Genomic DNA, 12538 nt, shown 5'->3' with positions numbered 1-12538 from the left:
GCGTGTACTTCATGACTCCCCACCCAACGCCTTCGAGTGCGCTCGAAGCAAGGGGTAATGCAGCGCTGGCGCGCTGCATAGAGCGGGAATGCGCTGCGCGCATTCTGAAAGGCGCTGCGCGCATTCTGAAAGGCGCTGCGCGCCTTTTGATAAACCGCTGCGCGGTTTATGTGAAATTCCCGCAAGCGGGAATTTCAATTACCGCTGCGCGGTAATTGAGTGAGGGCTCCTCCGCTGCGCTCCGCACCCGGGCGTCCGCTGCGCTCCCGCCCTCCGGCTCCGCCGGGCTGGCTACGGGCGGGGAGAGTGCATCACGCGCGGTCCTGTGTAGGGCTTGGGGTTCTGGCCCGTCACCCCAGGGGGCGGGGCCACTCCGGTGACGGCCCGCCAGGAGAACGCGGGCGGGGGCCAGGCCCCGGGCAGCGGGCCCGGAGAACGAGGGTGAGGGCACTTCAGACCGGACGTCGGGATGAACTCTGGCTCGCCCCGCTCCCCCACTGCATCAGGTGAAGCAGCATGTGCCTTTAGCGAAACCGGGCCACACCCCCTGACAGCCCACCACTCCCGATGCATCAGTTTGATGAGCCGTGTAGCGATTGGGAATCTGAACCATTACCGGAACCCATCTTGAGCGCCTTTTGATGTGCGGGTAGAAACACGAACTAATTCATCAACGGCGGCCACAGGGAAACACTTCGGGGCGGGCACTTATTTCGGGCTTTCGGGCGTCACCACAGTGTCCATGATAGATCCAAGGATAGGTACTCCGGCAGTGACCGATAGACTGCCGCCACGATGAGCATAGAAAACAGAGAAGACAAGACCGAGACCGCCTGCCGGATCTGCGGGCATGACGACGGCGAGCCGGTATTCGACGCGTACGGCGTCCCTCAGTACGTCATCTGCCCGTGCTGCTACAACGAGTCCGGCATCGGTGATGACAACGTGTCACAGGTTCGTGAGCTGCGTGGCTACTGGGTTGCCAACGGCGCCCAGTGGTTCGAGCCGAAACTGCGGCCGGCCGACTGGGATCTGCTGAAGCAGCTCGCCAACATCCCGCCTGACTGGCGGTGAGTCTGGGATCGGCGGGGTGCTGATCGGCCGGGAACTGCTGGGGGTGTGGCCCACGGTGACGCTCGCGTACGGGGTGGTGCTGGGCGTGTACTGCGGGCCGACGCTCGCCCGCAGGCCCGCGGACGAGGCCGGGGTTCGGCGGGCCGCGGACCCTGCGCGGCCTCTGGGCCACGGGGGTTCTTCGCTACCGGGGAACGGTCCGGGCGAGGGTGGCGTCGAGGTCCGCCACGACGGCCATCACGGTCTCCGCGTGCGCCGGGTCGTCGGACGCGGCTCGGCCGGCGGAGAACGAGAGCCACTGGACCGTCCGCTGAAGAGCGGTGCGCAGTTCGGCGATCTGCTGATCGCGGGTGTCTGAACGGTCGGGAGCAGAGGTCATGACACGTTCAACGCCCGTCGAAGTCCGGGGATGCGCGCCGCTGTTACCACGGGTCCTGCCATGCCCAGGTGAGGAGCGGGTGTTCGGGGTAGGTTCGCGCAGGTCACCACGCATGGCAACAGTCCGCAGGGCAGCACGCATGGCAGGACCCATGGAAGCTGGCCGGAGCGGGCCGGCCGCCGGGTCACCGGAGGTCCCGCCTTGAGTCGTGCCCCGGGTCGCGTCCTCGGTCGCATCGGGCGTGCGTCCTCCGGTCGGGCCGATGCCAGGTCAGCGGGCGTTTTCCGGGCTCCGGCGAACGCCGACTACTTCCCAGGAGAGCCCTCTGGGGCGTACCGGCCCCGGCCCGGCGCGCTCCGCGACGGGTCGCGAGAGAGGCCAGCGCAGCGCCGTGCGCCTTCCCCGACTCCCCGTCACCCGCCCCGCCCCGCCCCGCCCCGCCCACCACCAGCGGCAGGCCCGGGGAACGAGGGGAAGTCCGGGCCGCTCACCACGCCCGATCCGGTGCCTGGTCTGCGGTGGGGCGTGGTGAGTAGGCCGGGCTGGTGCAACAGGTATCGCACCCGGTGGTGCAGCAGGTGGTGCAGCAGGTGGTGCAACCGATGGCGCACCGGATGGTGCTCCGTCCTCCCGCCGGCCCGGCCGGGCCGGGCGCGGAGCGGGGCGGCCTCCAGGTCGAGGACGCCGCCGGGGCACCACCGGCAGGTGGCGCCTCTGGTCGCGCTCCGGGTCGCACCGGCCGGGCAGACGCAGGACTGGTCCGAGGCGAGGGGCCTGCCGGCGCGGGGTCGGGCCGCTGCTCCTGGTGGTGCTTCCCGAACCGGTGGCCGGTGACGGTAAACAGCGCACCTCCGGCCCCTGACCCGCGGACGCGGGACGGCGGCCCGACCCTATGGTGTGCCTGTCGTCGTCCGGGGCGGTCCCGGGCCGAACGAGGGGTGGGGCCATGGGGAAGACCATGTTCGAGCAAGCGTTCGGCCGGAAACCGCATCCGGTGCTACGTCTGCTGGGCAACCTCGGGCTCTGCGCGTTCCAGGCCGTATGGGTGATCAGCGTGACCACGAACTTCCACACTGCGTGGCGGTGGCTCGCTGTCCCCTTCGGGCTCTGGGCAATCCTCAGCGAGGCCAGGGGCGCGGTCCTGGCGGCACGAGATCTCCGGCAGCGCGACAGCGCCCCCGTACCGGACTGAAACACCGCCCGGCACCCGCCGCCGGCCGCCGGGGATCCGGACCGGCATCAGGACCGGCAGGGCACCGGTTGGTGACCGGCAGCCGCCTCGATCGCGCGCCGGTACACGGGTCGCGCCAGCCGGTGGCCGCCGGACCGGCTGCCGGTCCCCACCAGCACAAATACCCGAACCTCACAGCTCACAGCCTCACAGCCGAAACCCGCCCATCAGGCGAAATCCGGGGCTCACCTCACAGCCGTACAGCCCGGCACGGCGAGCGTGGCGCCCTGTACGGCGATCTGACAGCCCCACAGCCACGCCCCGGACCTGGGGAGGTCTGGGGCGACTGACGAACGCTCAGGAGGGCGTTCAGGGGATCAGAATGCCCTGGTTCGGTCCGGGCTATCCCGACCGGTCGAGCCGGGCCCGCTGCTCCGGGGTGAGCGCGGCAACCTGGTCGGCGGTCAGGAGAGCCCCCTCGGGCCGTACCGGCCCCGGCCCGGCGCGCGTGGGGGGAGGTCCGGTGATCCCGGTGGGCGCGGTCCGTTGCCTGCTGGGACGGCGGTGTGAGCGCCGCCGCCGAGGCCTTGCTCAACACGGACCGCGACTGGGCGCAGCGCGGCGGGCGGGCGGCCGGTGACTCGCCGTACATCTCGCGTACGCGCGGCAGACGGAGCGGGCGGAGCTGGACCGGCTGGCGGCGTATGTACGGGAAACCGTGCTGCCTTGCACGCACCCGCATACCCGGTGCGGCGCCGGGCGCTGGAGGCGCTCGGCCAAGCCAACGGGCCACTTACGACGCCGACACCGGCTCCGCATCAGCCCGCCTGAAAAGCTGCGAGAATTCAACCGGCCGAAGGGAAATAAATTTCCGCTATTCCGCTCAAGGAACATCAGCTCACCCAGAAAGCGAGTTTCCGTAAATGGGTGGGATTCCCTGCAAGATCATTCGTGCCCCCGCAGGGGGTGCGGGGCACAATCGTGTCCGCGACCGGGTCGGGGAAGAGGATTATGGTCGCCGCGTCCGCGCTGGAGTGCTTCCCGGGCGGCCGGATCCTCGTCACCGTGCCGACGCTGGACCTCCTCGCGCAGACCGCTGAGGCGTGGCTTATGGTGGGCCACCGGGCGCCGATGGTCGCGGTGTGCTCGCTGGAGAACGACGAAGTCCTGGAGCGGCTCGGGGTGCGTACGACCACGAACCCGATCCAGCTCGCCCTGTGGGCCGGCCACGGGCCGGTCGTCGTGCTCGCCACGTACGCCTCGCTCGTCGACCGCGAGGACGCCACCGATCCGACCGGGAAGGTGCGCGGGCCGCTGGAGGCTGCGCTCGTGGGCGGGGAACGGCTGGACGGGCAGCGGCTGGACGGCTTCGACCTCGCGGTCGTGGACGAGGCGCACGGTACACCGAGGCCGCCGTCGCGGCCATGGTGGCCGTGGTGGATCTGCTCGCCGAACGCGACGCCGTACGCCTGAGCGTCGAGAGGCCGTAGCGCGCTCGCTCGCCGCGCGGCCCCGGGGGCAACGCGACGCGGACATCGCCGTGTCAGCGGGCCGCTGACGCGGCGTCTTCCCGGTTCGGCTGGCGTGCTGGGCGCCGGAGTCCGCGCTCGTCCGCGCTCGTCCGCGAGACGGCCGGCCCGGGCCGACGGCCCCGGCGGGTGGGCAGACCCGGTTGGTGGCCGGAGGGTGGGCGCGGCGGGGACTTCGCCGGACGGCGCGGGGTGCGGGCCCGGTGCCCGGGGCGGCGGCGGTGGTGGTGGAGCGGGCACGGGCGGCCGGGCGCTCGGCGAGCTGGGCCCGGGCGGCCGGGGAGTGCCGGGCTGGCGTGTACTGCGTCGGCGGACCCGCGGGCCGGGCCGGGATCGCCCCCGGAACACGCGGCCGGGCGCCTGGTCCGGGCCCTCACCGCCGACCGTCGGCCGCTCCGGCTCTGGCTCACCGGCCCGGCCGCAACGGCGCGGTGGGGCATCGGCGGCGCCCTGGTCGCGTCCCGAGCCAACCGGGTCACGGCCGCTTGCGGCAGGCGATGACCAGGGCGGCCGCGGTGAGCATGAAGCCGCCCACGCCGATCGCCGTGTTGATTGGGCCCGCGGCACCGGGGCGGACCATGACGACGAACCCGGCGAACAAGCTCGCCATCCCGCCGAGCACGATGGCGAGGCCAGCAAGGGCAGCCTCGACGGCCCTCGGCGGGAGCATGGCGGCGGCCGGAGCGGGCGCCGGATCGGGCGCAGGGGCCGACGCCGGGGCCGGGGCCGGCGGGGCGGGGAGCGGGACGGGAGCGGCCGGGTCGACGGGCTGCTGCGGGGTCTGGGGAGCGGTGGACATGGCGGGTTCCTCTCGTTGGTGAGACGTACGTCGGTGAAGGTGCCGAGTGCCGGGCGGCGGGCACGGCCTGCCGCCCGGGGTGGTGCGGCGGGGAGTGGAGTACGGGCCGGGTGCGTGCGTCGCGCAGTGGACTCCCGGGGCGACGGGCAGCACTTTGCGGCGCGACGGGGTAAGCCCCGCAAGCCCGTTGGGTGCAGTCGGGGGGGGCGACCTGTCCGAGCCGCGGTGCTCTCCGCTTAGTTGTGGGGCGGTGGTCACGATCGGGACCGCCCCTGGCCTGCGCCCCGCCGAGTCCGGCAGTTGACGGCCCGGGGGTGAGGATCCAGGGGTGAAACACCGCAGAACCCGGTTCGCCGCATGGCGATCTGACGGCCAAACAGCAATGCCCCGGACCTGGGGCCCGGGGCGACTGGGATGCGCTCTGATCGGTACGCAGGGACCAGAACGCCTGATTCGGCTACGGCTCGAAACCCGCCGCGCGTTCGGCTGGCCCCAGCTACACCGAAGGCCACCGCCCGGATCGGGCTGGTGGCCTTCCTGCGGGCGTAACCGTCATATGACGGTGATTGTAGCTTTCTCCCTCATCACGCACCAGAGTGATCGCTGACGAATGTCCACGACCGCTGTATGGCGACCTTACGGGCGAACTGCTGACGCGCTCGGCACGCCGTACGCGGCCGCGTACGGCGAGAAGGCGCACGTGACCGCGTGTGCGGCGGTTCGTCGACCGCGGGCTGCTCGCCGGCCCGGGCGCGCCCCCGGACGGGACGCTGCACCACCCCGGTCAGGTCGCCGAGGTCTGGCGCCGCGAGGACTTCGCGGACCTGGTCGCCGCCGACACCCTGCTCGGGCCCGAGCAGGGTGTCGCCCGGCTCCGGTTGGGCAGGGCGGAGTTCGACTGGATCGTGCGGCTCGGCCGGCTCCGCTCCCCGCGGTTGGTCGAGGTCCGCTTCGGTACCAGCCGGGCCGGAGCCGTCGACGTCGCGCTCCACACCACCGCCGACGTCGGCACCGTCGTCGTCGTTGTTCCCGCCCACCCCGAGATCGGCTGGGAACAGGTGCGCGCGGTGGGCGGCGGCCGCCGCTCGCGGCGCTGAGGCGGACGGGCACCGGCCCGGGCCCGACCGGCCACCAGCCCGCCCGCCGTGTCCCCGCCGCCCGGACGGGGCACCGGTGGCACGGGGGCGGTCGGCGTCCGGGTGCGCCCGGTGTTACGGCTGCGCGTGCCAGTCGTAAGGGCGCGGGCCCGCCACGCGGTCCCAGGGTCCCAGGGCGCGGGCCCAGCACGCGGGCCCAGGGCCCGGGGTGCGGGCCCGGGGTGCGGGGCGCGGGCCCGGGGTGCGGGGCGCGGGCCCAGCACGCGGGCCCGGGGCGCGGGGCCCAGGGCCCGGGGTGCGGGGTGCGGGGCCCGGGGTGCGGGGTGCGGGGCGGGGGTGCGGGTTACCGGCTGCGGGACGGGCGGCGGGCGGGGGCGGTGGGGCGGCGGTGGGCGGGGACGGCGGGCTCCGCGGCCCCGGGGCCGGGGCCGGGTGCGGTGGTGGCGGTGGTGGAGCGGGCGCGGGCGGCGGCCGGGGAGACGCGGGATCGGTCGGGGACCGGGGTGCCGAGCGGGGCGGTCAGGGTGTGGAGGGTCGCGGCGACCAGGCGCTCGACGAGCTGGGCCGGCGGGCCCGGGCGGCCGAGCACGTCCTTGAGCCCTGCCAGGCGCGCCCGCAGGCCCCGCTCGCCGTCCGGGCCCTCGACGACGGTCTTCATGCGCAGGGCCAGCAGGAGCCAGGGGCGGGCGCTGACGAACAGGCAGGCACCGCGGCCAGGGCCGGCTCTTGCGCAGCCCTCAGCCACCGGAGAGACGGCAGAGCCCCGGGCCGCGCTTCCGCGCTCCTGGGGCTCCGGTGTCGGTGTCAGGTCAGCGTTCGAGGAGGGCGATGCGGATGGCTCGCTCGACGTGGTTCGCGACGTTCTGGTGGCCCGCCGCGTTGGGGTGGACCAGGGTGGCGCGCTTGCCGACGATGCCGCAGTTCAGCTTGCCGATCGCGGCGGGCCAGTAGGTCCCGGCGTCGCCGCAGAGGCCCTCGACCCACTTCTCGTCGGCGGGCTGGCAGGCGTCGTGGCCGACGCTGGAGGAGTAGATGTCGACGTACTGGTCGCCGAAGAAGCTGGAGACGCGCTGGATCGTGCTGTTCAGTTGCTTCAGCACGTGGTCGCGGAGCCAGTCGATGTCGGCGTGCTTGATGAGGCTGAGTTCGGTCAGGGCGAGGCGATTGCAGGCGCTGCCGTCTTCCGGCAGGACAGCCGGGTAGCCGACGGTGACCACCTTGGCGTTGGGCGCGGCCGTGTGCACCTCGGCCAGCATCTGGATGTACTCGTCCTGGACGCGGGCGAGCTTGTCCTCGATGCTCTCCTCGCCCTCCGGGGGGTTGGTGTAGTGCTCGCGGCAGGAGCCGGTGACCTGGGCGCCCTCTTCGAGGCACTTGAGGAGCATGCCGCCGAAGGGCAGGCTGTTGCCGCCGACGCCGATGGTGACGACGTCGGTCTGGTCGTTCAGACCGGCCCGCTTGATCTGGGTGTCCACCGCCGGCCAGCCGGCCTCGGGCTGCTGGACCGGGCTGACCGGCTTCTGCTTGGTGGTCGCGATGTCCGTGATGACGGCTGCGCCGCAGCTGACATTGGCCAGGTGGACGGGCTTACCCGGCGGGAACTCGTCCAGCTCCGTTTGGACCAGGCTGGGGTAGGCGCCGCTGGTGCGGTCGCAGCCGTCACGGGACGCGTCGCCCAGCGCGGGCAGCGGGTCGCCCACGAAGACACCGGCGGTGTACGAGTCGCCCAGCGCGGCCCATTCGTACTGGTCGGCCGCACCGGCCGAACCGGAGGGAAGGAGGGCGGACGCGGCCAGCGCGAGTCCCACGGTCAGGGCGCGCAAGCGCGGGCGGGAGACAGGGTTTCGCATGGATGCTCCAGAGTCGGCAGGAGACGCCCCGGGGCGGCAGGTGGCCCCGGGGCGAAGGCAACGCCCAAGATCATCCATGCTGCGGAATCAGCCGTTCCGCGAACTGGGCCGATCACCCACGATCGAGCTAAATGATCAGATCATTCATGTTGCCGCATGACGACCTGGACGGCGTGGATGGGGAACTCTGGCCGATGTCCCAGGTGGCGTCGGCGGCAGACCAGAGCCGGCGGGGCAAGCTCACCGACGACAAGCTCGCCGACCTCGGACTGGAGTGGCGGCATGAGTACCGAGCAGTGCGACGTGGACGCGTTCGCGCAGGACGTCCTGGCGGCCACGGAACGCTTCCCCTGGGCCGTGGCCGCGCCCGGCGAACGTCACTGGCCGGACGGCGAGTTCCCGAACGTCGCGCTGCACGCGGTGCGCCCCGAGGAACGCGACGGATACGTCGAGCACCTGGAGGCGTTCTCGGTGGAGCACCGGGCTCGTCTGGAAGAGCTGCTGCGGGCGTACGGGCCGGGCACTCGTCGGGCCGTGCACGGCGGGCCGGGCGGCGGCGGATCGTCCGCACCGCCAATGCGTCGGGGAAGCTGAAGGCCGACGGGCCGGCCGTGTGGCGGGAGGTCAACTGCGGGGAGGGGGCTCCATCCGTGCGGGTGCCTTTCGCTTGGTCGGAGTATGGGCCCAGCAGACCCTGGACATGCCCCGGAGGGAAAATCCCCCTGAGAGCGGAGCATGCACATGGCCATCGATGCCTACGAGAATCTCCAGATCGTCCGTGGGACCGTCGCGGAAGACGGCACCCGGATCGCCGGCCACGGCTTCAAGGCGACGAAGGTCGGCACCGGCAAGTACCTCATCACCTTCAACAACGACTTTCTCGAGAAGCCTTCGGTCGTCGCCAACTTGGACGGCGAGGTCTGGAGCGGGCTGGACGATGCGCACGTCAGCGACGCCACCACCGAGAAGGTGACGGTCCTCACGAGCAACTCGAACGGCGCCCGGGCGGACCGCGCGTTCCACTTCATCGCCATGGGCTGACCCCGCCGAGACCGGTTGCCACAGCCACGCAGCGATCGCACATGCAGTGGCGACGGGTCAGCAGCAGTCGGATCATGCCTTTCCCCGGTCCTGAACGCCGACCGGGGAAAGGAGTCCACAGTCACACCAGGCCCTGACAACATCCCCTTGACCAGAACTTCGCCAACCGTGCGGGGCGCGGGCCGGGGCGGTCGGTCCCTCCTGCCGGCTGCCGGGCGGGAGAACGGGGATCACGGTGCGGGCGACCGCCAGCTCGACGGGTTCCGCCCGCAGCACGCGTCAGCCCTGCCGCAGGACCACCGATGGTTGTTGTCGCCCGTGGCCAACGCGGCCAGGAGCAGCCGCCCGGACACACCGCGTGCGTCACCACCGCAGGTCAGAGGCGGGGCGCCGCTTGACACGATGCTGTTCGGCGGGCGTGCTGGGCGCCGGTGTCCACGCTCGTGCGGGCTCGCCCGCGAGAGGGCGGGCCCGGCGCCGACTGCCTCGGAGGGCGGGCAGACCCGGGACGGCGGCCGGAGAGCGGTGCGCGGCGGGGACCGCGCCGACGGTGCGGGACGGGCGGCGGGCGGCGCGCGCCCTGGTGTTACGGGTGTGCGTGCTGGTCGTGGAGGCGGTGGAGTGCGGCGCGCAGGCGGTGTCCGTCGGGGGTGGCGGGGATCTTGAGGCGGGCGGGGTTCATGGACGCGAGGCGGGTCAGGGTGTGGTCCAGGGCCTGGGGGGTCGGGCGGGTCGTGGCGGGTCGCGGACTGGAGTCGGTAGAGGGCTTTGTAGAGGGTCTGGGAGATCCCGGCGGCGTACCCGGCGAAGGGGACCATGGCCTCCAGCAGTTCAGCCTTCATGGCGTTGATGCGACTCTTGCCCGAGATGAAGCGGCTGCGTCCACCACGGTGTGCGCCCGTGCGACGGTCTGGGATCTCGGTGGCGTCCATCAACTCGGTCTGGCCGCTGGCGCCGAGATCGGCGATGACATCGGCCAACGTGCGAAGTCGCAGACCGCCCTCGACACGACAGCCCCGGTCGGCGAGCAGGGGCCGGATCTCGCCGACCGCACGGGTGATGGTCGACCGGCCCATCTGGATCCAGCAGGCCGGCACGTCGTGGGTGACGCCGTGTCTGAGATTCACGAGAGGGCCAGCAGCCGGTCGATGAAGACCAGCTTGTCCTTCGCACCCGCCCCGGCCGCTCGCCGACGCCGTCGGTCCAGCAATCCAGCATCCCTGCGGGCCTGCTGGAGACTGTTCCCGAAGGCCGGTACGCCAGCCGTGGCGCCGGTACGAACCGTTACGGGCCGTGCGCCGGCGGGCGAGGGGGGGCGCTTCGCGCGCGGTTTGGTCAGGTGGTGGGGTGTGCGCCGGAACCGGTCAGTAGAGCTTCCAGAATCCTTGTGAGCTGGGGTTCCAACTCGACGACGGCCCCCTGGAGTTCGCACGCGTAGAGTGTGCGCACCGCGTCACCGGGCGTGGCCATGTGCCACAGTGCGCCCGCCATGCCGGTCGCCGTGGCAACCGTGTCGAGGGCCTGTTGCCGCGTGAGTCCGAGGGTGCGGTGCAGTTCGCCGGCGAGCAGGTCGACCTGCTGGAGCGTGGCCGTCTTGAACGCCCTGACCGAGTCCACGGAGACGTTCCGTTCGAGGTTCAGAGGGGTGTGGGCCAGCAGATCGCAGAACAGGGGACGGGCGGCCAGCGTGGCTGCGAGAATCTGGGCAGTTTGTGCGGGTGTGCCGTGTTCGGCGTCCGCGGTTGCCGAACAGACCTCGTCGGTCCATTCCCGCCACTCCACCGCCGACAGTCTCAGGAAGATCTGCTCCCGGGTCTCGAAGTAGCGCAGCAGGGCCGACTTGTGCATGCCGATGGTCGCGGCGATGTCGGTGAGGCTGACGCCCCGTACCCCACGCTGCACGGCGAGAGCGCGGGCGGCGCTCAGGATCATCGACTCACGGGCCTGTTTGGCTTCGGCGCTCCGGGCGCGCTGGACGACCTCGCTCATGGGCCCAGCATAGAACACTTAGCGATACGCCGTTCTCTTAAGTGAGTGCGAGCGGTCGCACGTGACCTTCTTCCCCGGTCCGGGTGGCCGGGTGCCCTGGCGGCCACCTCCCGCAGTCCTTACGAACCGCTGTTGACTTATTAACGCAACGGTGTTGTATTAGATGTGGATCACGCACCAGTCACACCCTCCGATCCGCACCACCGACACCGGCTCGCGCCACACGCGCTCCCTCCGCCAGCCACGAGGGCGGACGGACATCACTCACCCGACAGCCCGCAGAACAGGAACAGCACATGCGCACATACGACCGGCTCTTCATCGGCGGAACCTGGGCCGAGCCGAGCAAGACCGACTTGCTCGACATCAACTCCCCCCACGACCAATCCGTCGTCGGCCGCGCCGCCCAGGCCCAGCCCGCCGACATCGACCGCGCCGTCGCCGCGGCCCGCAACGCCTTCGACAACGGCCCCTGGCCTCGCACCGCGCCCGCCGAACGAATCGCCCTGCTCCGCCGCTTCGACGAACTGCGCGCCACCCACAACGATGAACTCGCCGCCCTCATCACCGCCGAGAACGGCTCGGCCTCCTGGTTCACCAACGCACTCCAGGCCAGCCTCACCCCCCAGTTCAACGGCTATCTGAAGGCCGCCGAAGAATTCGACTGGGAAACGGCGCTTGCACCCTCCGATCCCTCCTCCCCGGTTCGCACGGTCACCCGGCGTGAGCCTGTCGGCGTCGTCGCGGCGGTGATCCCCTGGAACGCCCCCACGTCCTCCGCGTACGGAAAGATCATCCCGGCCCTGCTCACCGGCAACACGGTCGTCCTCAAGGTCTCTCCGGAGAACTCGCTGAGCATGGGCTACCTCGCCGAACTGCTGGAACTCGCAGGCCTGCCCGAGGGCGTGATCAGTGTCCTGCCGGCCGACCGGGAGACCAGCGAATACCTCGTCTCCCACCCGGACGTCGACAAGATCGCCTTCACCGGCTCGACCGGCGCCGGCCGCGCCATCGCCTCGATCGCGGGCCGGCAGCTCAAGCGCGTCAGTCTGGAACTGGGCGGCAAGTCGGCTGCCGTCATCCTGCCGGACGCCGACATCGACAAGGCCGTCCAGGACCTGCGGTTCGCCTCGCTGCTGAACAACGGAGAGGCATGCATCGCCCTCACCCGTGTCCTCGCCCCGCGAAGCCGCTACGAGGAGGTCGTGGCCGGGCTGAAGGAACTGGTCGAGTCGCTCACGGTGGGCGACCCCAGCGCTCCGGACACCTTCATCGGCCCGATGGTCCGCCCCGACCAGCAGCAGCGCGTGCGCTCCTACATCCGGCTCGGCATCGAGGAGGGCGCTCGTCTGGTCACCGGCGGCCCGCAGATACCCCAGGGCCTGGAGAAGGGCAACTACGTGACGCCCACCGTCTTCGCCGACGTCGACAACTCCATGCGCATCGCGCAGGAGGAGATCTTCGGCCCCGTCCTGGTCGTCATCCCCTACGACGACGAGGACGACGCCGTGCGCATCGCCAACGACTCCGAGTACGGCCTCTCCGGCGGCGTCTGGTCCTCCGACGAGGCCCACGCCCTCGCCGTCGCCCGCCGCATCCGCACCGGCAC

12 protein-coding genes and 1 pseudogene are annotated in these 12538 nt (G+C 71.6%); 8 read left to right on the top strand and 5 right to left on the bottom strand.

Going from position 1 to position 12538, the window contains the following annotated elements; genetic code table 11:
• The coding region (locus ACFWEE_RS32260) for a hypothetical protein (RefSeq protein ID WP_386894745.1) at nucleotides 1-215 on the top strand (215 nt) is incomplete at its 5' end.
• Between the two features lie 580 nt (nucleotides 216-795).
• Nucleotides 796-1074 carry a hypothetical protein gene (locus ACFWEE_RS32255; RefSeq protein WP_386894743.1) on the top strand — a complete coding sequence of 93 codons (279 nt, stop codon included), beginning with the start codon at nucleotides 796-798 and terminating at the stop codon, nucleotides 1072-1074.
• A gap of 184 nt (nucleotides 1075-1258) precedes the next feature.
• On the opposite strand, the gene ACFWEE_RS32250 is transcribed toward ACFWEE_RS32255, so the two are convergent.
• Nucleotides 1259-1453 (bottom strand): hypothetical protein, encoded by a 195-nt coding sequence (locus tag ACFWEE_RS32250; RefSeq protein ID WP_386894741.1) that lies wholly within the window; start codon nucleotides 1451-1453, stop codon nucleotides 1259-1261.
• A 946-nt stretch (nucleotides 1454-2399) separates the two neighbouring features.
• On the opposite strand from ACFWEE_RS32250, the gene ACFWEE_RS32245 reads away from it, so the two are divergent.
• Nucleotides 2400-2645, top strand: a complete 246-nt coding sequence (locus tag ACFWEE_RS32245; RefSeq protein WP_386894739.1) for a hypothetical protein — start codon at nucleotides 2400-2402, stop codon at nucleotides 2643-2645.
• Between the two features lie 846 nt (nucleotides 2646-3491).
• Nucleotides 3492-4052, top strand: a pseudogene (locus tag ACFWEE_RS32240) (DEAD/DEAH box helicase family protein); the annotation flags it as partial.
• A gap of 576 nt (nucleotides 4053-4628) precedes the next feature.
• On the opposite strand, the gene ACFWEE_RS32235 reads toward ACFWEE_RS32240, so the two are convergent.
• Nucleotides 4629-4952: a hypothetical protein gene (locus tag ACFWEE_RS32235; protein WP_386894737.1), complete on the bottom strand. Its 324-nt coding sequence runs from the start codon at nucleotides 4950-4952 to the stop codon at nucleotides 4629-4631.
• 710 nt (nucleotides 4953-5662) lie between these two features.
• Between ACFWEE_RS32235 and ACFWEE_RS32230 the strand changes: the two genes are divergently transcribed.
• Nucleotides 5663-6049: a hypothetical protein gene (locus tag ACFWEE_RS32230; protein ID WP_386894735.1), complete on the top strand. Its 387-nt coding sequence runs from the start codon at nucleotides 5663-5665 to the stop codon at nucleotides 6047-6049.
• 343 nt (nucleotides 6050-6392) lie between these two features.
• On the opposite strand, the gene ACFWEE_RS32225 is transcribed toward ACFWEE_RS32230, so the two are convergent.
• Nucleotides 6393-6794, bottom strand: coding sequence for a hypothetical protein (locus tag ACFWEE_RS32225; protein WP_386894733.1), 402 nt, complete (start codon nucleotides 6792-6794; stop codon nucleotides 6393-6395).
• Between the two features lie 64 nt (nucleotides 6795-6858).
• Nucleotides 6859-7899 (bottom strand): SGNH/GDSL hydrolase family protein, encoded by a 1041-nt coding sequence (locus tag ACFWEE_RS32220; RefSeq protein ID WP_386894731.1) that lies wholly within the window; start codon nucleotides 7897-7899, stop codon nucleotides 6859-6861.
• 282 nt (nucleotides 7900-8181) lie between these two features.
• Between ACFWEE_RS32220 and ACFWEE_RS32215 the strand changes: the two genes are divergently transcribed.
• Both ACFWEE_RS32215 and ACFWEE_RS32210 read left to right on the top strand, forming a co-directional pair.
• On the top strand, nucleotides 8182-8493 hold the full coding sequence (locus ACFWEE_RS32215) for a hypothetical protein (protein ID WP_386894729.1): 312 nt from the start codon (nucleotides 8182-8184) through the stop codon (nucleotides 8491-8493).
• A 147-nt stretch (nucleotides 8494-8640) separates the two neighbouring features.
• Entirely contained in the window at nucleotides 8641-8940 is a 300-nt protein-coding gene (locus ACFWEE_RS32210; protein WP_386894727.1) for a hypothetical protein, read from the top strand.
• Nucleotides 8941-10275: 1335 nt separating this feature from the next.
• On the opposite strand, the gene ACFWEE_RS32205 is transcribed toward ACFWEE_RS32210, so the two are convergent.
• Entirely contained in the window at nucleotides 10276-10929 is a 654-nt protein-coding gene (locus ACFWEE_RS32205; RefSeq protein ID WP_386894725.1) for a TetR family transcriptional regulator, read from the bottom strand.
• Between the two features lie 296 nt (nucleotides 10930-11225).
• On the opposite strand from ACFWEE_RS32205, the gene ACFWEE_RS32200 reads away from it, so the two are divergent.
• Nucleotides 11226-12538: aldehyde dehydrogenase (locus tag ACFWEE_RS32200; protein ID WP_386894723.1), on the top strand; the 1313-nt coding region annotated here is incomplete at its 3' end.

Origin of the sequence: Streptomyces sp. NPDC060184, assembly GCF_042728795.1 — a bacterium.
In the GTDB taxonomy this organism is placed as follows: Bacteria; Actinomycetota; Actinomycetes; order Streptomycetales; family Streptomycetaceae; genus Streptomyces.
The sequence above is the reverse complement of the archived record's forward strand: the minus strand, read 5'-3'. Positions and strand labels throughout refer to the sequence as shown.